The sequence below is a fragment of the Aeribacillus sp. SP014 genome (assembly GCF_054055575.1).
This window is the reverse complement of record NZ_JBSRXI010000001.1, coordinates 23,949-45,433: the sequence shown is the minus strand read 5'-3', so window position 1 is coordinate 45,433 and position 21,485 is coordinate 23,949. Positions and strand designations below refer to the sequence as shown.

Genomic DNA, 21,485 nt, shown 5'->3' with positions numbered 1-21,485 from the left:
GGCAGGATGAAAAAAATTATAGCGGAAGCATTAAGGGCTGCTGGAGATTTTGGAGTAATCGAAAACATTCGGAAAGTAAGCGGAGGTGATATTAACGAAAGCTATTTTGTACAGACAGAAAACCAAACGTATTTTTTAAAGTACAATTTAGAAGCTCCCGAAGATTTTTTCCGTCTGGAAGCGGAAGGGCTTCAACTGATTAGGGATACTAACACCGTGCGCGTACCGAAGGTGTTTGCTTACTCCGAGAATTCCAACGAGGGATTTTTGATCATGGAATGGGTGAACGGTAAAAAAGATGATAATACAGAAAAGCTGTTAGGCCAAAAGCTGGCAGCTTTACACAAAAGCCATTTTGTATATCACGGATATTCGAAAAATACATATATTGGAACGCTGCCTCAAAGAAACCGCCTTATGTCATCTTGGCTTGAATACTATCGGGACTACCGTTTAAGCGGACAAATGGAAATAGGAATCAAGAAAAATTATATACGTGGTGAACGTGGAAAAAGATTGGAAACTCTCCTTAATCGCTTGCATGAATGGATTCCAGCAAACGTGGAGGCTTCTCTTTTACACGGCGATTTATGGGGAGGGAATTGGATAGTTGGACCGAATGGGGAACCATTTTTAATTGATCCGTCCGTAATGTATGGAGATCGCCATTTTGAAATTGCCTTTACCGAATTATTTGGCGGCTTTTCCCAAGATTTTTACCGCTCATATGAAGAATATTACCCTCTTTCCGAAAGATATGAGGAAATCAAGCCTTTGTACCAGCTTTATTATTTGCTTGTCCATCTGAATTTGTTTGGGGAATCATATGGTGGAGCAGTAGACCGCATATTAAGAATGTATGTTTAAAAAAGATGAGGACTGAGAACCGTTAGTTTTTTCGGTTTAGACAACTGTTTCCCTTCGTTTTAAAGAGCTTGCAGCTCCCTAATTGTGCAAACGATCAAATGTTTTCTTCCAGAAAGAAAAGGATAGTTGTCGTCCCTCCCCGAAATTCTTATTTAAAAGCCCGCTCTTCTCAAATAAATTTATAAACGAACGTTTTCATTTTCTAATTCAACTGTAATGTCAAAGCTTCGCTGCCCGGCGCATTCGGTTTATTAGCTGAAAGAGGTTGGAATACTGAACTCAGCATCAAAATGCAAGGACTTGAAGCTGACAGCATTTCTATATTGAAGACAAATGGAACAGGCTTAATAGCTTGCTTGGTCCATTTTGTCTCGGTTGATTCGATTTATCCGAAAAATTCCGCCTCTAAACGCGGATGAAGGCAGCCGCATTGCGAGACTGCTGATTTTGGCAATCATATTTATTGTTAAACAAACGTTTGATTAGTAATATAGGTAATTGATAATAATATATGAAGCAAATAAATGTTTCCACAAAATTTTTTATGATAATCTAAAATAAAGGAGTTGATCACATGGCAAAAGTAGCTACTCTTATTACAGACTTGTTCGAAGACAGTGAGTTCACAAGTCCTGCAGAAGCATTTCAATCAGCAGGTCATGAAGTGGTCACAATTGAAAAAGAAGCTGGCAAAAAAGTTAAAGGAAAAAAAGGTGAAGCGGAAGTTAGAATTGACTACTCGATTGATGATGTAAAACCGGACGATTTTGATGCACTTCTTTTGCCGGGAGGTTTCTCGCCGGACATTTTGCGTGCGGATGACCGTTTTGTTTCTTTTGTAAAAGCTATGATGGATGCGAAAAAACCGGTATTTGCTATTTGTCATGGACCTCAGCTGCTAATTTCGGCAAAAGCATTGGAAGGTCGGGATGCAACTGGCTATAAATCAATTCGCGTAGATATGGAGTATGCAGGCGCCAACTATCATGACGAAGAAGTTGTCGTGTGCCAAAACCAATTGGTTACAAGCCGTACACCTGCTGACTTAGAAGCATTTAATAGAGAATCATTGAAGCTTTTGGATAAAGTATCAAAGTAAGCGGAGAGAAATTCAAACTTTTTTGCTGAGTGATTTTGGCAAAAACAAACTTCATATATGGCAAAAAACCTGCCTGTTCAAAACATAAACAGGCAGGTTTTTACATGCAGCAAAACTTTATTATAGAACATCTTTCATCAAACGTTTAATCATAGGTGCCATGAAGAATAAAATAAGGCCAAGAATAATTGAAATCATGCCGATAATGCCAAAATAAACAATTTCTGTTTCAACTGTGTAGTATTTTACAAGCTGGGCATTAATGGCTTGAGCGGCTGCACTAGTTAAAAACCATAGGCTCATTGTTTGCGCTGAAAAAGCCGCTGGAGCAAGCTTTGTAGTTGCTGAAAGTCCTACTGGGGACAAGCACAGCTCTCCGATTACAACAAGGAAGAAGCTAAGTACGAGCCATAAAGGGCTAACTAATGACTCAGTACCGTTTACATAAGCAGGAATGATCATAACTAGAAATGATAGACCGCCAAAAATAAGTCCGAATGCAAACTTGCTCGGTGTTGATGGCTGACGCTTTCCAAGCTTCACCCAAAACCATGCAAAAACCGGCGCCAAAAAGATGATAAATAAAGGGTTCAATGATTGAAACCATGATGAGTGCAGTTCAAGTCCTGCATAGGATAATTGGGTGCGCTTATCTGCATAAGTGGCCAAAATAATAGCCCCTTGTTCTTGAATAGCCCAAAAAACTACTGCGGCAATAAAGAGCGGAATGTAAGCAATTACACGCGAACGCTCCACTTCTGTTGTTTTAGGACTCCGGTACATAAATATAAAATAACATGCAGGTATTACAATTCCGAGGATGCTGACAATCATAGTAAAGCTATTTATAGTCAAAAGTCCTGCAGGGATGGTGACAGCTAAAAAGGCGATAATTACTAAAGCGCCGATGCCGAAAATAGTGAATACTTTTTTTCGTTCTTCCGGTTGTAACGGGTTAGGCACCTGTGTTCCGGCGAGACCAAGGTTTTTCTTTTTTGTCAGGACAAATGTCAAAAGCCCGAAAAACATACCAATAGCAGCAAGAGCAAAGCCAAGATGGAAATTATATCCTTGTCCTAAAGTTCCAACAATAATGGGAGCTAAAAATCCACCTAAATTAATACCCATGTAAAAAATACTAAACCCTGAATCGCGGCGGGCATCGTTATCTGCATAAAGATCGCCGACAACACTTGATACATTCGGCTTTAAAAGTCCAGTACCAAGAACAATCAGCGTCATGGAAATGAATAAAGCTTCAATATTTCCAGGGAAGGATAAGACGATATGGCCGAGCATGATTAAAATTCCGCCGTAAAAAACAGTTTTGCTTGTCCCTAACAGGCGGTCTGCAATCCATCCTCCAATCGTTCCCGACATATACACGAGAGAACCGTAGATCGCCATAATCGATGCAGCGGTAGCTTCATCTATTCCCAAACCGCCTTTAGAAACTTCATAATACATATAATAAAGAAGTATTGCTCTCATTCCGTAATAGGAAAAACGTTCCCAAAACTCCGTAAAAAACAGCGTAAATAATCCTTTTGGATGTCCAAAAAAACCTTTTTGCGGAAGGCTTTGGACAATCTGCTCCTTTGTTATCATAAAAATAAACCTCCATTATTTTTATATAATTTTTAAGATGTTTTGAATTGTCCGAAAATAAAAAAATAACCGTCCTACCGCTCTTTAAATAATATTTTAATATAATTAAAACGTCAACTGTTAAATGCATAAAATTATATATATATAATATTTGAAACAGTTGTAAGTTAGGGAATTTTTAAAAAAAGGGGAGGATACAATATGAAATGGGGGATTGGAAAAAGAAAAAATCGGTTCCCATATAGGTTAAACCGATTTTATCCATGGTCATATTGATTATATTAACGATAAGATTTCTTTCTATTTATTTCCTCTGCTATCAATTGATACGATTTTGTGCGTTCTTCATAGCTTCCAGTTATTGTTATGATCATCATTTCATCTGCTTCATACCAATTTTTTAATTCATATAAACGGTGAACGACAAATTTTGGATCGCCAATGATCATATTCTTTTGAAACTGTTGAAACTCATCTGAATTCAGCAATTGCTGCTTTGCTTCTTCTTTTAATGGAAAATCAAGTGTTTTTCCTTTATGATGCTGAAGATTCCATAAAAAGCTGCTGAAGGCAATTTGCTCCGCTTTTTCGTTAGTTTCAGCGCATATTGCCGAGACTGTGACAATTGTCTTTGGCTGCTGTTTTCTTTTTTTCTGGAACTGATTTTTATATGTTTGAATAATTTGCCGCCCGTCTTCATTGCTCATAAATTGGCCAAATGCATAGGAAATGCCGTTTTCAGCTGCTAAAAAGGCGCTCTTTATGCTTGTGCCAAGGATCCAAGGTTCAGGAGGAATATTTGGCAAAGGAGAGGCTGAGATGCTCGAAAATAATTCATTTTTTGGATAGTCATTATATAAAAAATGAAGCAGCTCTTGAACGGTTTTCGGCATGTTTTTTACATTTTCGAGATAATTGCCGGATAACGCAATGCTTGATTGAGCGTCTCCTCCGGGGGCCCGCCCGATCCCAAGATCAATGCGGTTAGGAAATAATGTTGCCAGCATATTAAACATTTCCGCAACTTTATACGGCTTATAGTGGGGGAGAAGCGTTGCGCCTGACCCGATGCGAATCGATTTTGTTTTTGCCCCTATAACTGGGAGCATAATTTCTGGAGCGGAGCAGGCAAGTCCGGAAAGATTGTGATGCTCCGCAATCCAGTAGCGGGTATAGCCTAGTTTTTCCGCCATTACGGCCAGTTGAATGGATTGCTCCAACGCCTCTTTTGCTGTTGAGTTGTTCAAAATCGGTGCTTGGTCTAAAATGCTAACCTGCATTATTCGCCAACCTTTCTTCGTATATTAAAAATTTTTTAATGCTTCGCGAATCGGGGTGTTTCCTGAGACTAGGTCAAATGAGCGACGAAAAGTGTTTTTCTCCGTTATTGATGCAAAAATAACCGAAGCCACATCTTCTCTTGGAATGGCGGCTCTTTCAAGATTTTCGGCAATTTTTATTTCTCCGGTTCCTTTCTCATCCAATAGCGCCCCCGGCCGGACAATTGTATAGTTTAAACGGCTTTGGACAAGGAAACGGTCGGCATAATGCTTGGCAACATAATAATGTTTAATCTTTTCGTTCCAATTTTGTCTATTATGGGCTTGCAGAGCGCTGACCATTATAAACCGTTGAACGCCTGTCTTTTCTGCTGCTTCAATTGTTTTTACGGCACCGTCTAGATCTACTAAAAGAGTTTTATCTGCACCTGTATGTCCGCCTGAACCTGCGGTAAAGACGATCCCTTCCGCACCTTTGATCGCCTCGGCAATCTGATCGACTGTGCCTTCCAAATCAGCTAAAACCGTCTTGACTCCGATCGAGTCAAAATATTCTTTTTGGTTTTCGTTGCGGATCATTGCTTTCACTGTGTGCTCGTTGCTTTCTTTTAATAACTGAACAAGAATTTTTCCGATTTTTCCATTGGCGCCAACTACAACAATTTCCATAAACGGACTCTCCTTTCAAACATCGTTTATTAACATTATTCCAGAAGCTGACTGTTTTCTCAAATGATCATACATGGTATGTGGTTGATTTTCCCATCGATGGGGATTAGTATATTAATAATTGACTTTTAAGATGTTCAAGGGGGTAAAGGAGGGGTGAGTATGGAACGCTATACGGTAAGGGCAGAAAAAGAAATTTCTAGTAAAAAAATGCTCTTGATAGTTGGAATCATCTTTGCTGCTTTTAATTTGCGTCCTGCTATTACTTCGGTCGGACCGCTCATCGGTTATATTCGTGAAGATCTCGGAATCTCCAACGGGGTTGCGGGTTTACTAACGACTATCCCGTTAATCGTTTTTGCGGTTCTTTCGCCATTAGCTCCGAAATTTGCAAGCCGATACGGAAATGAAAAGGCGATTTTTACCGGGTTAGTCGTGCTTCTTGCAGGAATGATTATTCGAACATTCGGAGCGATGATCGGTCTGCTTTTAGGAACTGTATTGATTGGAGTAGGCATTGCCATTGGAAATGTGCTTCTTCCGGGTATTGTAAAAGAACGGTTCCCGGATAAAATCGGACTGATGACAAGCGTTTATTCAACAGCTATGGGTATGCTTGCAGGGATCGCTTCCGGTTTAGCAATTCCGTTGTCGGAAGGATTAAAATTTGGATGGAGAAATGCCTTATTATTTTGGGCAATTTTAGCAATTGTGGCGATATGTTTATGGTTTCCACTAATTAGTGGAAAACAGAGATCCGCGAAACCGCCAATTGAACATATTTCAAATGGTTTTTTGCTCCGGTCGCCGCTGGCATGGCAAGTCACATTTTTTATGGGTCTTCAATCGTTCTTATTTTATAGTATGGTTGCATGGCTTCCTGAAATTTTGCAGGCGGACGGATTAAGTGCTTCAACAGCTGGTTGGATGCTGTTTCTTGTGCAAATTGCTGGCTTGCCGGCAACATTTGTCGCTCCGGCACTGTCGGACAAATATGCAGATCAAAGGCGAATTGTAGCGGTTTTAGGAGCTATTTATTTAGCAGGTCTCGTTGGATTATTGTATGGCGGGCCTCTTTTACTGATTGTCTTTTGGATTATTTTAATCGGTATTGGACAAGGGGCAAGCATTGGGCTCGTATTAGCGCTATTTGGTTTAAGAACAAGAAGCTCCGAGCAAGCTTCCGCTTTATCGGGAATGGCGCAATCAATTGGTTATTTGCTTGCTGCTTTTGGGCCCATTTTAATTGGCGTTTTGTATGACAAAACTCATTCGTGGGTGGTGCCCATTTTATTGTTTATTGCTGTCTGTGTTTTGATGATCATTGCTGGATTGAATGCCGGACGAAATAAGTATGTGTAAAAAAGAAACTAAATAAAAAGCCGGGGCAGTTCAAAGTCGTTTTTTCGGCTTATTGACTGCCCCTTTTAATGTTTTAGGAACGTTGAAATATCGGTGTTTATGATTGTTTGTTTTCAATGGAATTGACTTTTTGGACAACCCCAAGCTTTTTATTGTATTTGGAAGGTTCCATTTGATAAATGAATGTTCACATCGGCGATGGATGCAATTGTTAAATCGTGCGTCACCATGATGACGCATTTTCCCTCTTGATGTGCTAAATCTTGAAAAATGCGGACGATTTCTTTAGATGTTTGCTCATCCAAGTTTCCTGTTGGTTCATCCGCGACAATTAACTGCGATTCGCAGCAAAGAGCGCGGGCAATGGAAACTCTTTGCTGTTGTCCTCCGCTTAGTGTCAGTACTTTTTGCTTTGCTTGGTCCTGCGAAATCCCCATTTGTTCTAATGTTTTTAGTGCAAATTGTTTATATGGCTTTTTAGAGGATTTCGTTATTTCCATTGCCGCAACGACGTTTTGCAATGCTGTCATATAAGGAAGCAGGTTGTATGATTGAAAGACGATTGAGACGTATTGATTGCGAAATTTGGAATAGCCGATTTTTTTAAAATCCTTGCCCTCGTATAAAATAGCCCCTTCTTTTGGAGAATCAAGAGCACCGGCAAGAGCTAAAAATGTGGATTTTCCCGCACCGCTTGGACCAGTAATTGTGTAAAATGTACCTTTTTCAAAATCAATATTGATCTTTTTTAAGATTTCTACTTTTTTTTGATCTCTGCTATACCAATAGCTAACATCTTGAAATTTCAACAATGCACTCATTTGATCCCCTTCTTTTCTTAGTCTTGTTTAGTTAAAATCACCTTCGGATGCAGCCGCAAAACGGACAGCGATGGAATAAATGATGATAAAACGGCAATTAACATTCCGATAGACGACAGCATGCCTAAATCTTTCGGTGTTATTGCGATTTCTAAGTCATCAATTGTTTCCACGTTAGCTGCTTGCCCTCTCATTCCTACACTGCCTCCCATACCTGGTCGAAAGGATGGAGGTGTATTCATCTGCTCTTGCTGGGCCAGCTCCTGCGCTAATAATTGATCGCTGATCTTGCCGGCCACCACATTTCCGCAAGCGCTTGAAATTCCGATGGCGAGAACGGCTACAATCAATATTTCTGTGACAAATTGACCGATGAGCTTCCATCTTTTCTCCCCAAGAGAAAGAAGAACACCCATCTCGTATTTCCGTTCGCGGATTGACAGCATGACGATCAGTCCAAGAATGACAGCCCCTGAAATCGTCACTAAGTAAACGACATTTTTTGAAAATGACGCGACATTGTTGATTGGTCCGACCATTTGATTGTATAGCTGATCATTTGCATCAAGCTTGAATGTATCGAAGTCTATGCTCGAATTTTTCTTCGCTTTTTGAATAAACGAGTCTATTTCTGCAGGATCTTTCATGTAATAAACAGCGCGGTCAATGGTATTTTCATAGTCTTCACCTTTCAGTGTGTTCACGACAGTATATGGAACGTACAATTTGTTGTAAGGGTTCATAAAAGAAAAATTCATTCCTTGATCTTGTTCGTTTGTGGTTGTCTCATAAATGCCAATGATTTTTAATTCAATCGTTTTTTCCTCTTCATTGGCACCTTTTACCGTAATCGTATCACCGACAGTTAAGTCGTTTTCATCCGCCAATGTTTTTTCGATGACCACAACATTTTTTCCTAATGATTGATCAGTTATATGTTCACCTTCTACCAATGTAGAATCTCCGTTCATAAATTCTTCGACAGCATCAGTAAAAACGACGCCTTGCAGACTGACATCAGATTGAAACATTGGATTTCCATTTTCCCCAAAGGGACCTCTGTTTTCTGTTTCCTCATCCGAATCACTTGTGTCTTCATTTTCAATTGGATCAAAGTCTTCAGCAATTCCGTTTGTCGACGAATATAAGTTATAACCTTTTACTTCTGAGTATGTAGGTAATTCTTCTGCCGATTTTACCGGAATGGGTTCAAGCTGAAACCTCGTCCGTTCACCTTCCGATTGCTGCTGATTCCGCATTTTTTCCATATCCATCTGCAAGCTCACTTCTCCTCCCAGCTTTTCCTTCGCTAAATCACTGGCTTTCTTTGCTGCACTTTCGATCGCCAGACCGGAAAGGACAAGTAAGCAAATGATGGTGAAAATAAACAGTTGTAAAAGGCTCTTTCCTTTTCTAGCCCATACGCTTAACAACGACCTTTTAAAAAAATTCATCTAATCTTACCTCCTTCGTGATTGTCAACGATAAGCATATTGGAAACATATGAACAATTTATGAAAAATCTATGTTCGAAAGTTTAATTTTTTAAAAGAGAAGTTGAAGTAGTTGCTTCCCTTTCTTTACTCGTTTATCTTGAAAATAAGAGTTGTTTTAGCGGGAGGAAGAGAAATGAAAATTTTAGTGATCGAAGATAATGAAAGCGTCTGTTCGATGCTAAATATGTTTTTTATAAAGGAAGGGATTGAAGGGGAATTTGTCCATGATGGACTTGAAGGCTACCAATCCGCTAAGAGTGGCAATTGGGACTTGCTCATCATCGATTGGATGCTCCCCGGAATGGATGGAGTCACGCTTTGCAGAAAATTAAGAGAAGAAGAACACTCCGTTCCGATCATCATGCTGACCGCTAAAGACAGTGAATCCGATCAAGTGATCGGACTTGAAATGGGAGCCGATGATTATGTCACGAAACCGTTTAGCCCGATTGCACTAATGGCGAGAATAAAGGCAGTGGCTAGAAGATATAACAAGCAAGAACCTCGTCAAAAAAACATTGTGACAACCAAACACTTTAAAGTGGACAAAGATGCAAGAGAAGCGTATTTTAAAGGACAATCGATTAATAACCTAACTCCAAAAGAGTTTGACCTCCTTTATCATTTTCTCACACATCCGCGCCAAGTATTTACGAGAGAGCAGTTGCTGGAAAGTATATGGGGGTATCAATTTTACGGGGATGAAAGAACGGTTGATGTTCATATGAAAAGGCTGAGAAAGAAGCTCGGGCCTGAAGCGCAAAACTTCCTTCACACGGTTTGGGGGGTGGGATATAAATTCGACGAATCGGTGAAGCACGATGAAACTTAAATATATGTATCAGCTGCTTATTAGCCATATAGGAGTTTTAGTCATTGCATTCTTGATTTTGAGCTTTTCCTTTGCAAAATATGTTGAAAACTATGTTTATCAAAATAAAGTAGAAGAATTGATTGCCTACGGCCAAAACATTTTACATGATTATAGCCGCGATAATTGGGGTGGAAACCGGATTTTGGATCAGTACCGGCAGGTGCTGAGGACACGAAATATTATGTTCAGTGTGTTTAATCAACAAGGCGAAATTTTTTATCCGGAAGCTGGCTTTTTCCCGCGGTTCACAATGTCAGAAAAAGAATGGGAGAGTTTGGAGGATGGCAAAATTGTCGTGGTCAAGCAAGATTTAAAACGGTTTGATCAGGCGGTATCCTTCGTTTCTTTGCCATTCATCGTGAACGGGGAGCTGATGGGAGGAGTTCTCCTAGTTTCGCCGATAAGCGGTTCAAGAGAGACCATCAGCGACATTAATCAGTTTTTATTTTATACAATTTTAATTTCGTTGACGGTTTCATTTTTGCTAAGCGGTCTTTTATCGAAGCTGCATGTTCGGAGAATTCAGAGGATTCGTGAAGCAACGTCAATGGTGTCATCTGGAAACTATGACGTCCAGGTGAATGCCTCCAAAATCGATGAAATTGGTGAACTGGCAAGCGACTTTAATGAAATGGTAAAAAAGCTTAAAGCTTCTCAGGAGGAAATAAGCAGGCTTGAAAAAAGAAGGAGACAGTTTATTGCAGATGTTTCTCATGAGTTGAAAACTCCTCTTACAACGATCAGCGGTGTCATTGAAGGATTAAAAAGCGATATGATTCCTGAAGAAGAAAAAGAAAGAGGCATTCAATTAGTAAGCCAAGAGGCAAAAAGGCTGATTCGGCTAGTTAATGAAAATTTGGACTATGAAAAAATTCGGTCGAATCAAGTAAAGCTAAATATAGAACCTATACAGTTAATTGATGTGTTTGAAATTGTGAAGGAACAGCTTCTTTCACAAGCTGAGGAGAAAAATAACATTATGATCATTGAAGCGGATGAAAATGAAATCATTTATGCTGATTATGATCGCCTCATTCAAATTTTGATCAATATTGTTAAAAATAGCATTCAGTTTACACAAAACGGAAAAATATTTTTGCGGGGGAAACCTGGATATAAGGAAACAATCATTGAAATCGAAGATACCGGGATCGGAATGGACGAAAAAGAAATTGAAAACATTTGGCAGAGATTTTACAAAGCAGATCTGTCAAGAACAAACAATAAATACGGGGAATTCGGGTTAGGACTCTCAATTGTGAAGCAGTTAGTGCTCCTGCATCAAGGAGAAATCAACGTGACAAGTAAAAAAGGCAAAGGAACGAAATTTGAGATTAAACTGCCTGTCAAAAGCTAAAGAATCTTGTAGAAGGGATTGGATAATACATGGAGCTTGCATTTCATCGTTCGCCCAATAAATATATCGGGGGAGTATCGATCAAAGTGGAGGATCTTAAGAGATCTATTGCGTTTTACCACAATTTATTGGGGTTTAAAATATTAGAGCAAAAGGAAAATAAAGTCGTTTTTTCTGCTGATGGAAAGAAGCCGCTATTGATTGTCGAACAACCGGATAATGTCATAAGAAAACAAGTTCGGACGACAGGGTTATATCATTTTGCCATTTTATTGCCGGAAAGGAAAGATTTAGCTGATGCCCTTTATCATCTCATTCAAATGAACTATCCGCTGCAGGGTGCTTCCGATCATTTGGTCAGTGAAGCGGTCTATTTGGCAGACCCGGATGGAAACGGCATTGAAATTTATGCTGATCGAAAGTCGGCGAATTGGGAATGGAATCAAAATCAAGTTGTGATGGACACGATTCCGTTAGATATAAACGATTTATTTTCTGAAAGAGATCCAGAGGGCTGGCAAGGGATGCCTGAAGCAACCATTATTGGTCATGTTCATTTGCATGTTGCCTATTTAGATGAAGCAGAACAATTTTATTGTAAAGGCCTCGGTTTTCAAATGACATCAAAATATGGATCTCATGCATTATTTATTTCTAGCGGCAAATACCATCACCATATTGCGTTAAATACTTGGAACGGTATAGGGGCTCCAAAGCCTCCTGAGAATAGTGTCGGGCTTAAATGGTTCACAATCATTTTGCCGAATAAGGAAGAAAAAGATCAGGTGATCAAGAGATTAAAAGAAATAAATGCACGTATAACTGAAAAAGATGGAAAAATATACACAATTGATCCTTCCGGAAATCAAATTGAAATAACGACAGCTCATTAAAAATCGATCATGAACATGGACGCATTGGCGTCTTTTTTTTGTGCAAATTTTTCTTGCATTAAGAATAAAAAAACGAAAAATGCAAATATTAACAAGAAATAAAAATGCTGGAGTTAAGCAAAAATGAAATTCAAAAAGATGCTTTTATTTGCTGTTGTTTTGTTGTTGTTATCCGGCTGCTGGAACCGAAGAGAATTAAACACGATTGCCATTCAAGTGGGTTTAGGGATCGATAAAGAAGGAGACCAGTATGTGGTGACCTCGCAAATAGTAAACCCTGGTCAAATTGCCATGCTGATGAGTAAAGGGGATAAAACTCCTGTTATGACTTATCAAGAGAAAGGTCACACCATCATTGAAGCTATACGGCGAATGACCACTGCTGTTCCAAGGAGAATTTACTCTTCTCATTTGCGGATTTTAGTAATCGGTGAGGAATTAGCAAAAGAGGGAATTGGGGAGGTGCTTGATCTTTTGTCACGCGATCATGAAATGAGAACAGATTTTTATATAACTGTTGCAAAGGATGCCAAGGCAGGGGATATTTTAAAAGTTTTAACAGCGTTAGAAGATATCCCGGCGAACCAGCTTTTTAATTCTCTTGAATTATCAGATAAGCAATGGGCGCCGACAATATCTGTAACTCTTGATCAATTGTTATCGGATTTAAGCAGCGAAGGGATCGAAGTGAAACTGACAGGAATATCAGTAGAAGGCAATCAGCAAGTCGGTGAAACGAAAGCCAATTATGAACAAATTGACCCTGAAGCAAAATTAAAATTTAAAGGAATCGCTTTGTTTCACCAAGACCGATTAATAGGCTGGCTGGATGAACAACAGAGCAGAGCACTTCATTATATTATCGGCAAAGTACATCGAACGATCGAAGAAATTTCATGCAAGAATGACGGAAAGATAAGTATTGACATTTTTTCTGCAAAAAGTCAGCTAAAAACAAAAATGCATAAAGGCAATCCCGTTGGTGAAGTTCATATCGAGGCTCAAGGAAATGTAGCGGATGTACAATGCAAGCATCTCACAATAACAAATACAAAAACGATAAGGAAGATAGAAAAAAAGACGGAAGAAAAAATAAAACAAGAAGTTGAAAAAGTTCTTTCGAATGTTCAGCAAAATTACCGAGTCGATGCTTTCGGTTTTGGAAAATCATTGTATCGGGACGATTATAAAAATTGGAAAAAAATAAAAAAACATTGGAAGGAAACGTTCACTGAACTTCCAATAAAAACTACTGTTGATGTCAAAATTCGAAGAACAGGCACGATCAACAATCCTCCGCTTCACAAGCTGGAGGATTGAGAGCAGGGAAATGGAAGGAATTTTATATGGAAAAAGCAAAAATCGATGGGTTACAGATGTTTTCATTTATGTTTTTGTTTCAATTTGGAAGTCTGATTGTCACAGGGCTAGGATTGGAAGTAAAGCAAAATAATTGGATCGCCGTGTTAGTTGTTTCCGGAATTAACATTCTCCTTATTTTATTGATTTACGGTCCAATTTATAATCGTTTTCCAAACCTCACCTTGACAGGAATATTTTTGGAAAACACAGGGAAAATTGTTGGTACAGTGCTTTCAATCATATATAATTTTTATTTTATCTTAATCGCCGGCTTTATATTGCGGGATACTGGGGATAACATGATTAAATATCTTTTGCCTGAAACGCCTATTGAAGTGGTTTTATTGATGGGAGTTTTACTTATTTCTTATTCATGCTTTTTAGGAATTGAAGTGTTCGCAAGAGTTGCCCAGCTGCTTTTCTTTATCATGATCACTCTAGGGATAATGGGAAATTTTTTAGTGTTTGCCTCCGGAATTGTTGATCCAATACATCTTTTGCCAATTTTAGAAGATGGCTTATTTCCTTTAATCAAAGCGGTGTTTCCGTCTATCATTTCTTATAGCGAAATGGTTGTCTTTTTCATGATACTTCCATACTTAAACAAACCTCAGAACGGTGTGCGAATTGGAACGTTATCGGTTTTATTCAGCGGTTTGGCCGTCTCATGGACTTTTGCATTAACTATTGCAGTGCTTGGGGTGTACGGAACGGAATTAGCCGATCTCCCTTTGCTTAATACAGCCCAAAAAATCAATGTCGGCGACTTTTTTCAGAGAATGGATCCGATTGTCATTTTAACTTTATTTATCGGCCTTTTCGTAAAATTAAATATTTTTTTTTATGCAGGAGTTGTAGGAATGGCGGAGCTGTTTAAAAAACAAAAGCACCAGCCTTTTATACTGCCTGCAGCGATCATGATTTTTGTCATTGCAATTGTAAGTGTGGAAAATGAGATCGAGAAAAAAGAGCTTTTTAAGGAAAAGCTTCCATTGTTCATTGAGCTGCCGATTTTAATTATTATTCCTTGTATATTGCTGGTGATCATAGCCATTCGCGGCAAATGGCAAAAAAGAAAGCATCTACAACCTTATTCAAAAGGATCGATGAAGGATGAATGAATTTTTGGTAATAGGTGCATTATTATTAAGTCCCCTTCTGACATATGTGATCGTGTTATTAACTATTCGCCCTCTTATTAAAAAGGCTGTTTCATCATTTACAAAAATTCTCATGGGTGATCCTTATGCGGAAAATGTCTGGGAAATGGTCAGTGCCTTTACGCGGATAAGCCCAAGGATTGTCGTTGAGAACAGCTTGAGGGCTGCAGAAGGGAAAATTATTGACCGCCCGTTTGGTAGCCCGCGAAAATTTCTAAACTTTGACGGACTTGTTTTTTCACCCGCTCAGCTCGCTGTTTTTCCAGCAAAAGAGGACGCAAAAGTGGAAATGAAAACGGTTATTGGTCCCTTGGCCAAAAAACCTCTCACAATTGATATACCTGTTTTGCTTGGCGGGATGGCATATGGTCTTGGCGTAAGCGAACAAGTTCGAATTGCCCAAGCCTGGGGAACAGCCGTTGTCGGAACAGCCTGTAACATCGGTGAAGGGGGATTTTTACAAGAGGAACGTGAACGGGCAAAGCATTTGATCGTTCAATACCACACTGCGAATTGGGGGAAAAATGCAGATGTATTAAAACAGGCAGATGCTGTGGAAATCCATATTGGGCAAGGAGCTTCAGCTGCTGTCCCGGCAAGAATTTCACCTGAATTTTTGCAAGGAAAAGCCCGTGATATATTAGGTTTAAAACCGGATGAGACCGCAGTTATTCCAAGAAGATTCAATGAATGGAACAGTCCGAACGATTTAAGAAAGGTTGTAAAAGAATTAAAACAACTCACTGGAGGAGTCCCGATCGGAATCAAAATTTGTGCAAGCAACAGGCTTGAAGAAGATATTGAATACGGACTTTTGGCAGGTGTGGATTTTATTTCGATTGATGGCGGTCAGGCAGGTACAAAAGGATCGGCGCCGATCATACAAGATGATTTCGGATTGCCGACGATTTATGCATTGACTAGGGCTGTCCACTATATAACAAAGAGAGAAATGAAAGGAAAAGTGAGCTTATTGATTGGCGGCGGAATCAATACTCCCGGGGATGCATTGAAGGCTTTGGCGCTTGGAGCAGATGCTGTTTATATAGGAACTGCTGCTTTATGGGCAATGACGCATACACAGGTCGTAAAAACAATACCATTTGAGCCACCGACGGTATTGGCCTTTTATAGCGGAAGAATGGCGGATCAATTTAATAAAGAGGAGGCAGCATATTATTTATCTAATTTTTTAACGTCATTTTCGGAAGAAATACAGGTCGCTGTCAAAGGTTTAGGGAAAACAAATGTTCATGATGTGAACCAAAGTGATCTTGTCGCACTTGATGAAACAACAAGTAAAATCACAAAAGTCCCTTTAGCATTTGACCCAAATGAGACCGCTCATATGACTGGAAGCAAAAATTGATTTCGACTATTTCTTGTTTAGTACGTGGCTAAATCTTAACGCATGTTCAATTTCATCAGTCATGGCTCTAAAGAAAGCATCTCGAATCATTGGATCTTGTGTAGATAAATAATTATCGCGGTATGTCTCATATGCTTCCAATTCTTGTTCATAAGCGATCCGCAGACCTTCTTGGAAATTTCGGAATCGAGTTATTTTTGTTTGATAAACCGGTTTTTTTCCTGTTAATGTTTGATAAAGCTGCGTGAATGTTCGTAAATGTATTTTTTCGTCTTCTAGCGCATGTTCAATTGCCTGTCTCTGTTCAGAAGTTGCCGCCGCCTTTGCCAATCTTGTGTAAAAATCAATGGCACTTGCTTCAGAAGAAATTCCGTTTAAGATAGCCTTCAGTATATTGTCAATGGAGCTGTTATATCTATTTTGTCTAATGAAGCTGTGGTCGTAAACTGGATAATAGTAGTTTGCATAATGTGTATTAGCATACATGCAAATATCCCGCCTTTCATTTTTCTTATGTCAGTGTATTCAGATATAGAGAAAAAGTGATGAATTAGGTGAAATCGAGACGTGTCGGAAACAAATTTTTGTTAAAAACTAAATTCTTATTGACTTAAAACGAAAGAGGTTATATAATCATTTTCAAAATTATTTACTAAATAAATTATTTTCAGATAAGAAAAGCAAAGAAAAGGAGCAGTAAAAGAGGCCGGTGGCGCATAGAGAGCTGACCCGCAGGCTGAAAGGTCAGTCGTTCACCACTCTTTGAAGGTCACCTTGGAGCTTTGTTTTAGAAATAGCGCAAGCTAAAGTATAAAGCAACGGTTCTTCCGTTATCAAGAAAAGTCATGTACGTGACTTGCTGAGTCTGTATTTCGCGAGGAATACAGAAAAGTTGAGTGGTACCGCGAAAAACTCGCCTCAACAATCCAATATTTCTTTTTGGATTGGGGCGAGTTTTTATTTTGATAATTTCATATGAAAAAGGTGAGGAAAAGGAGCAGTAGAAGAGAGCGATGACGTATTAGAGAGCTGACCCATAGGCTGAAAGGCCAGCCGTTATCTCTCTTTGAAGATCGCCTTGGAGCCTTGTTTTAGAAATGGCTTTTTGCCAAAGTATAAAACAACGGATCTTCCGTTACGAAGAAAGTCATCTATGTGTGACTTGCTGAGTCTGTATTCTGTGAGGAATACAGAGAAGCTGGGTGGTACCGCGAAGCATCTCGCCCCAGCAATCAACCGATGTTTTATGCGTTGGTGATTGCTGGGGCATGTTTTTTTAATTGGCTATTTCGCCATGCTGCCCGCTAAAAGAAAAGCCCGATTTAGCCAATCAAGCATTCAATAAAAATTGGCAACCAAATAGGTCTAGTCAGCAGCGCACAATAAAATTAAAATAATGAGAAAGGATGGATGAACATGAATCAAGTTATTGAATTTATTAAATCGGACCGGTTAAAAGAAAAGCCTGATCTTGAATCGTTAGGATTTGGAAAACATTTTACAGACCATATGTTTATATTGGATTATAATAAGGTGCAAGGGTGGCATTCCCCTCGTATAGTGCCGTTTGAACCGTTGGTGCTCTCGCCGTCAGCAATGGTATTTCATTACGGGCAAGCAATTTTTGAAGGGCTGAAAGCTTATAAAACGAATGACGGCCGCACATTGTTATTCAGACCGGATAAAAATATAGAGCGATTGAACCGCTCTTGCGAACGAATGTGTATTCCGCCCATTGACCCTGATCTAGTATTGGAAGCCATTGTGCGGCTTGTTGAAGTGGAAAGAGATTGGATTCCAAATAAAGAAGGCACTTCTTTATATATCAGACCGTTCATCATTGCAACGGAACCATATTTAGGAGTTAGACCAGCAAGCGAATACAAGTTTATGATTATCCTGTCGCCAGTTGGAGCTTACTATTCAGGCCGTCAGCTCGTTCCTGTAAAAATTTATGTTGAAGATGAATATGTTCGCGCTGTACCGGGAGGAGTTGGTCATGTTAAAACTTCCGGAAACTATGCCGCTAGCTTATACGCCCAAAAAAAAGCGGAGGAATTAGGATACGATCAGGTGCTCTGGCTCGATGGAAAAGAAAATAAATATGTAGAAGAAGTTGGAAGCATGAACATTTTCTTCAAAATCAACGGTGAAGTGTACACGCCAAAATTAAACGGAAGCATTTTGAGCGGTATAACAAGAGACTCCGTTATCCAGCTAGTGAAAGATTGGGGAGTACCGGTGCATGAAGAACGCATTGCAATAGAAGATATCTTCAATGCCTACAAAAACGGGGAATTGGAAGAAGTTTTCGGAACAGGAACAGCAGCGGTAATTTCGCCGGTCGGGGAGCTGAAATGGAATGAGCATAAAATGCTATTGAATAATTCTGAAACAGGCGAGTTTTCTAAAAAGCTTTATGAAACGATCACGAACATTCAATACGGAAAAGCGGAAGACAAGTTCGGCTGGACGAAAGAGGTATAATTCAATTTTATATTGATTTCAAATAAAATTTATTAAGGTGCCATCCATCTTTATTTGCTTTCGAATCAGAAATATTGGCAGTGTCAAAAAATTGTTTTTAGGTAAGAATGGAACAGAATATGGAGAGGAGATAGATGATTGATTAAAGCTGTTTTTTTTGACTTAGATGATACACTTCTTTGGGATGAAAAAAGCGTCAGCGACACATTCCAATATGTTTGCACCACAGCCGAAGAACAATACGGGGTTGATTCAAAACAGCTTGAGGAAGCGGTTCGTCAAGAAGCGAGAAAATTGTATGAATCTTATGAAACATATCCATTTACAAAAATGATTGGCATCAATCCGTTTGAAGGCCTTTGGGCGAATTTTAGCGAAATCGTGCACGAACAGTTTGGGAAGCTTAATCAATTGGCGCCTGTTTACAGAAAAGCTGCTTGGACGAACGGTTTGAAGGCGGTCGGTATAGATGATGCTGAATTCGGGGAAAAGCTGGCTGAGCTTTTTCATGCAGAACGGCGCAAAAGACCGCTCGTATATGAAGATACATTTGAAGTATTAGAACGGCTGAAACAAAACTATCGTTTGCTTCTTTTAACAAACGGGGATCCAAGCCTGCAAAAAGAAAAGATTGCTAGTGTTTCTGCTCTCTCATCGTATTTTGAGCATATTGTCATTTCAGGTGAGTTCGGCAAAGGTAAGCCTGATCCGTCAATTTTTGAACACGCACTAAACTTAATGGGTGTTCAAAGCAATGAAGTGGTAATGGTTGGAGACAAACTGAGCACTGACATACTTGGGGCATCACGGACAAATATCCGGTCTGTTTGGATTAATCGAAAGCAGTTGGAGCTTAGCGGAGAAGTCACTCCAGACTATGAAATCAGCCAATTAAGAGATTTATTGACGGTTTTAGAGGATTTAAAAAAGGAATAGAAATATTTTGATAGGAAAAGAATGAGGCTGGACTGGATGAAAAAACATCCGAAGTCCAGTTTTTTTAGATTCGTGCTTTTTATGAAAGGGCTGTCCAGAAAATCAAATCGCCATTGAAAACAAAAAATCATAAACACCGATATATCAACGTTTCTAAAACATTAATGGGGGCGTCTATAAGCCGTAAAAACGACTTATTAGACACCCCCAGCGGCTTTTTCTTTATTTAAGATGCGAGCCTAAAAATTCTTTCACTTCCTCAGGTGTTTTTGCGTATGCGCTGTGCAGATGAGCGATTTTTTCGTTGTTTTTAAAAATTAAAATGCTTGGAATTCCCATTACTTGATATTTTTCAGCTAGGTCGGGGAATTGATCTTTATTGATCTCATACCATTCATATTGACCGTATTCTTCTAAAATGTCGCCGATAAACATGTCCATTCTTTTGCAATCAGGGCACCAATCGGCAAAAAACTTGATGATGGTTTCTTGATTGCTCTGAATCACTTGTTCAAACTGTTCTGCTGTCTCTATTGGCTTCATTGGATAACCCCTCCTTCCTTCGTATTTATTTTAATTCATGGTAAAGAAGAAGTGAATTTTTTTCTCCCGCAAATAAATTGTTCGGCAATGATAACAAAAACAACCTATATAATGATAAAATAAAACAGATGATTTTTTTCAAAACGGGAGGAAAAAATAAATGGCAATCAAACTGGCGCTTGTATATGGGGGCAAATCTGCCGAGCATCAAGTATCATTACAAACAGCTCGGGCAGTAATAAACGCTCTCGATAAAAATAAATTTGACATATATCCAATTTATATTACGGAGCAAGGGCAATGGGTAAAAGGAAAGCAATTGAACGGTCCAGTTGAAAGAGTAGAAGACTTGAAGTTTCTAGCGGGAAATTCCGAAGCTGGAGAAAAAGGTGAACATTTGCCGGTACCTTTCAGTCAAGAGCTATTTAATGCTCCAGGAAGCGCTGATCCAGTCCATGTCGTATTTCCGCTATTGCATGGACCGAATGGTGAAGATGGAACGATACAAGGAATGCTGGAATTGCTGAATATACCTTATGTTGGGAATGGAGTTTTGGCTTCAGCAGCAGGAATGGATAAAATCATTATGAAAAATTTATTTGCCCAAGCAGGACTTGCTCAGGCAAAGTACGTTTGGTTTACGAACAAAGACTGGGAAAAAGATAAAGAGAAGGTTTTTCAAAAAGTCGAGGAGCAGCTCGGGTATCCTTGCTTTGTAAAGCCAGCCAACCTCGGCTCAAGCGTAGGTATCAGCAAGTCAAAAGATCGGCAATCGCTCATTCAATCTATTGAAGAAGCGTTTCTGTATGATCGGAAGCTGATTATTGAAGAAAGTATTGATGGAAGGGAAGTTGAAATCGGAGTAATTGGAAATGACGAACCGATCTGTTCTGTTGTTGGGGAAATTGCTCCGAAAAAAGAGTTTTACGATTATAAAGCGAAATATGAAGACGGAGATACGGAGCTCATTATTCCAGCTGACATAACGGAAGAGCAATATGAACAAATCAAGAAAATGGCGCTGAAAGCATTTAAAGCTATCGATGGTTCTGGACTTGTTCGGGCAGACTTTTTCTTGAGAAAAGACGGAACACCGTTGATCAATGAAGTGAACACAATGCCTGGATTTACGCCGTTTAGCATGTTCCCTCTTTTATGGAAGCACAGCGGCATCGATTATCCGGCGTTGATTGAAAAATTGGTTCAGCTTGGAATCGAGCGATATGAACTAAAACAGAGAATCAAGTATACTATTTAAAGATCGTTCTTAGGGCGGCTGTGTAAAGCCGCCTTTTGAAAGGA

19 protein-coding genes and 2 other annotated features are annotated in these 21,485 nt (G+C 39.3%); of the genes, 12 read left to right on the top strand and 7 right to left on the bottom strand.

Annotated features, from left to right (window positions below; genetic code table 11):
* Positions 1–6 precede the first annotated feature (6 nt).
* The gene (locus tag ACVIJU_RS00260; protein WP_327864019.1) at positions 7–867 is read left to right on the top strand and encodes a fructosamine kinase family protein; all 861 of its coding nucleotides are present in this window, start codon (positions 7–9) and stop codon (positions 865–867) included.
* A gap of 574 nt (positions 868–1,441) precedes the next feature.
* Positions 1,442–1,966, top strand: a complete 525-nt coding sequence (locus ACVIJU_RS00255; protein WP_063388741.1) for a type 1 glutamine amidotransferase domain-containing protein — start codon at positions 1,442–1,444, stop codon at positions 1,964–1,966.
* 120 nt (positions 1,967–2,086) lie between these two features.
* On the opposite strand, the gene ACVIJU_RS00250 is transcribed toward ACVIJU_RS00255, so the two are convergent.
* The 3 genes from ACVIJU_RS00250 to ACVIJU_RS00240 form a co-directional block, all read right to left on the bottom strand.
* Positions 2,087–3,574: a peptide MFS transporter gene (locus ACVIJU_RS00250; protein ID WP_327847759.1), complete on the bottom strand. Its 1,488-nt coding sequence runs from the start codon at positions 3,572–3,574 to the stop codon at positions 2,087–2,089.
* 281 nt (positions 3,575–3,855) lie between these two features.
* Entirely contained in the window at positions 3,856–4,854 is a 999-nt protein-coding gene (locus ACVIJU_RS00245) for an LLM class flavin-dependent oxidoreductase (protein ID WP_117017392.1), read from the bottom strand.
* 24 nt (positions 4,855–4,878) lie between these two features.
* Entirely contained in the window at positions 4,879–5,523 is a 645-nt protein-coding gene (locus ACVIJU_RS00240; RefSeq protein ID WP_063388744.1) for an SDR family oxidoreductase, read from the bottom strand.
* A 162-nt stretch (positions 5,524–5,685) separates the two neighbouring features.
* Here ACVIJU_RS00240 and ACVIJU_RS00235 point away from each other — a divergent pair, with 162 nt between their 5' ends.
* Complete coding sequence (locus tag ACVIJU_RS00235; protein ID WP_117017393.1) at positions 5,686–6,885, top strand: CynX/NimT family MFS transporter; 1,200 nt, start codon at positions 5,686–5,688, stop codon at positions 6,883–6,885.
* 149 nt (positions 6,886–7,034) lie between these two features.
* Here ACVIJU_RS00235 and ACVIJU_RS00230 read toward each other — a convergent pair whose 3' ends face one another.
* On the bottom strand, positions 7,035–7,706 hold the full coding sequence (locus tag ACVIJU_RS00230) for an ABC transporter ATP-binding protein (protein WP_456687139.1): 672 nt from the start codon (positions 7,704–7,706) through the stop codon (positions 7,035–7,037).
* Positions 7,707–7,723: 17 nt separating this feature from the next.
* Positions 7,724–9,160, bottom strand: coding sequence for an ABC transporter permease (locus ACVIJU_RS00225; protein WP_456687138.1), 1,437 nt, complete (start codon positions 9,158–9,160; stop codon positions 7,724–7,726).
* A 175-nt stretch (positions 9,161–9,335) separates the two neighbouring features.
* On the opposite strand from ACVIJU_RS00225, the gene ACVIJU_RS00220 reads away from it, so the two are divergent.
* The 6 genes from ACVIJU_RS00220 to ACVIJU_RS00195 all read left to right on the top strand — a co-directional run bounded on the left by ACVIJU_RS00220 (position 9,336) and on the right by ACVIJU_RS00195 (position 16,217).
* Positions 9,336–10,034: a response regulator transcription factor gene (locus ACVIJU_RS00220; RefSeq protein WP_063388212.1), complete on the top strand. Its 699-nt coding sequence runs from the start codon at positions 9,336–9,338 to the stop codon at positions 10,032–10,034.
* Positions 10,024–11,433, top strand: a complete 1,410-nt coding sequence (locus tag ACVIJU_RS00215; protein ID WP_063388213.1) for a sensor histidine kinase — start codon at positions 10,024–10,026, stop codon at positions 11,431–11,433. The genes ACVIJU_RS00220 and ACVIJU_RS00215 overlap by 11 nt, the downstream gene beginning before the upstream one ends.
* 29 nt (positions 11,434–11,462) lie before the next feature.
* Positions 11,463–12,326, top strand: coding sequence for a VOC family protein (locus ACVIJU_RS00210; protein ID WP_117017395.1), 864 nt, complete (start codon positions 11,463–11,465; stop codon positions 12,324–12,326).
* 123 nt (positions 12,327–12,449) lie between these two features.
* Entirely contained in the window at positions 12,450–13,646 is a 1,197-nt protein-coding gene (locus tag ACVIJU_RS00205; RefSeq protein ID WP_327862603.1) for a Ger(x)C family spore germination protein, read from the top strand.
* A 26-nt stretch (positions 13,647–13,672) separates the two neighbouring features.
* Positions 13,673–14,809 (top strand): GerAB/ArcD/ProY family transporter, encoded by a 1,137-nt coding sequence (locus ACVIJU_RS00200; protein WP_327862604.1) that lies wholly within the window; start codon positions 13,673–13,675, stop codon positions 14,807–14,809.
* Positions 14,802–16,217 (top strand): FMN-binding glutamate synthase family protein, encoded by a 1,416-nt coding sequence (locus ACVIJU_RS00195; protein ID WP_117017398.1) that lies wholly within the window; start codon positions 14,802–14,804, stop codon positions 16,215–16,217. The genes ACVIJU_RS00200 and ACVIJU_RS00195 overlap by 8 nt, the downstream gene beginning before the upstream one ends.
* Positions 16,218–16,223: 6 nt before the next feature.
* Here ACVIJU_RS00195 and ACVIJU_RS00190 read toward each other — a convergent pair whose 3' ends face one another.
* Positions 16,224–16,703 (bottom strand): ferritin family protein, encoded by a 480-nt coding sequence (locus ACVIJU_RS00190; protein ID WP_117017399.1) that lies wholly within the window; start codon positions 16,701–16,703, stop codon positions 16,224–16,226.
* A gap of 188 nt (positions 16,704–16,891) precedes the next feature.
* Positions 16,892–17,141, top strand: a binding site (T-box leader).
* A 54-nt stretch (positions 17,142–17,195) separates the two neighbouring features.
* Positions 17,196–17,448, top strand: a binding site (T-box leader).
* Between the two features lie 185 nt (positions 17,449–17,633).
* Here ACVIJU_RS00190 and ACVIJU_RS00185 point away from each other — a divergent pair.
* Positions 17,634–18,704 carry a branched-chain amino acid aminotransferase gene (locus tag ACVIJU_RS00185; RefSeq protein ID WP_117017400.1) on the top strand — a complete coding sequence of 357 codons (1,071 nt, stop codon included), beginning with the start codon at positions 17,634–17,636 and terminating at the stop codon, positions 18,702–18,704.
* Positions 18,705–18,845: 141 nt separating this feature from the next.
* Positions 18,846–19,640: an HAD family hydrolase gene (locus ACVIJU_RS00180; protein ID WP_117017405.1), complete on the top strand. Its 795-nt coding sequence runs from the start codon at positions 18,846–18,848 to the stop codon at positions 19,638–19,640.
* A 222-nt stretch (positions 19,641–19,862) separates the two neighbouring features.
* Here the strand turns inward: ACVIJU_RS00180 and ACVIJU_RS00175 are convergent, their stop codons facing one another.
* Positions 19,863–20,183, bottom strand: a complete 321-nt coding sequence (locus tag ACVIJU_RS00175; RefSeq protein ID WP_063388220.1) for a thioredoxin family protein — start codon at positions 20,181–20,183, stop codon at positions 19,863–19,865.
* A 160-nt stretch (positions 20,184–20,343) separates the two neighbouring features.
* Between ACVIJU_RS00175 and ACVIJU_RS00170 the strand changes: the two genes are divergently transcribed.
* Positions 20,344–21,441, top strand: coding sequence for a D-alanine--D-alanine ligase (locus tag ACVIJU_RS00170; RefSeq protein WP_063388221.1), 1,098 nt, complete (start codon positions 20,344–20,346; stop codon positions 21,439–21,441).
* Positions 21,442–21,485: the final 44 nt, after the last annotated feature.

Coding starts and splice junctions, on each gene's coding strand:
- ACVIJU_RS00260 (WP_327864019.1), top strand. CDS start 7: ATGAAAAAAATTATAGCGGAAGCATTAAGGGCTGCTGGAGATTTTGGA.
- ACVIJU_RS00225 (WP_456687138.1), bottom strand. CDS start 9,160: ATGAATTTTTTTAAAAGGTCGTTGTTAAGCGTATGGGCTAGAAAAGGA.
- ACVIJU_RS00255 (WP_063388741.1), top strand. CDS start 1,442: ATGGCAAAAGTAGCTACTCTTATTACAGACTTGTTCGAAGACAGTGAG.
- ACVIJU_RS00175 (WP_063388220.1), bottom strand. CDS start 20,183: ATGAAGCCAATAGAGACAGCAGAACAGTTTGAACAAGTGATTCAGAGC.
- ACVIJU_RS00235 (WP_117017393.1), top strand. CDS start 5,686: ATGGAACGCTATACGGTAAGGGCAGAAAAAGAAATTTCTAGTAAAAAA.
- ACVIJU_RS00185 (WP_117017400.1), top strand. CDS start 17,634: ATGAATCAAGTTATTGAATTTATTAAATCGGACCGGTTAAAAGAAAAG.
- ACVIJU_RS00230 (WP_456687139.1), bottom strand. CDS start 7,706: ATGAGTGCATTGTTGAAATTTCAAGATGTTAGCTATTGGTATAGCAGA.
- ACVIJU_RS00200 (WP_327862604.1), top strand. CDS start 13,673: ATGGAAAAAGCAAAAATCGATGGGTTACAGATGTTTTCATTTATGTTT.
- ACVIJU_RS00245 (WP_117017392.1), bottom strand. CDS start 4,854: ATGCAGGTTAGCATTTTAGACCAAGCACCGATTTTGAACAACTCAACA.
- ACVIJU_RS00195 (WP_117017398.1), top strand. CDS start 14,802: ATGAATGAATTTTTGGTAATAGGTGCATTATTATTAAGTCCCCTTCTG.
- ACVIJU_RS00250 (WP_327847759.1), bottom strand. CDS start 3,574: ATGATAACAAAGGAGCAGATTGTCCAAAGCCTTCCGCAAAAAGGTTTT.
- ACVIJU_RS00205 (WP_327862603.1), top strand. CDS start 12,450: ATGAAATTCAAAAAGATGCTTTTATTTGCTGTTGTTTTGTTGTTGTTA.
- ACVIJU_RS00240 (WP_063388744.1), bottom strand. CDS start 5,523: ATGGAAATTGTTGTAGTTGGCGCCAATGGAAAAATCGGAAAAATTCTT.
- ACVIJU_RS00170 (WP_063388221.1), top strand. CDS start 20,344: ATGGCAATCAAACTGGCGCTTGTATATGGGGGCAAATCTGCCGAGCAT.
- ACVIJU_RS00215 (WP_063388213.1), top strand. CDS start 10,024: ATGAAACTTAAATATATGTATCAGCTGCTTATTAGCCATATAGGAGTT.
- ACVIJU_RS00190 (WP_117017399.1), bottom strand. CDS start 16,703: ATGTATGCTAATACACATTATGCAAACTACTATTATCCAGTTTACGAC.
- ACVIJU_RS00210 (WP_117017395.1), top strand. CDS start 11,463: ATGGAGCTTGCATTTCATCGTTCGCCCAATAAATATATCGGGGGAGTA.
- ACVIJU_RS00220 (WP_063388212.1), top strand. CDS start 9,336: ATGAAAATTTTAGTGATCGAAGATAATGAAAGCGTCTGTTCGATGCTA.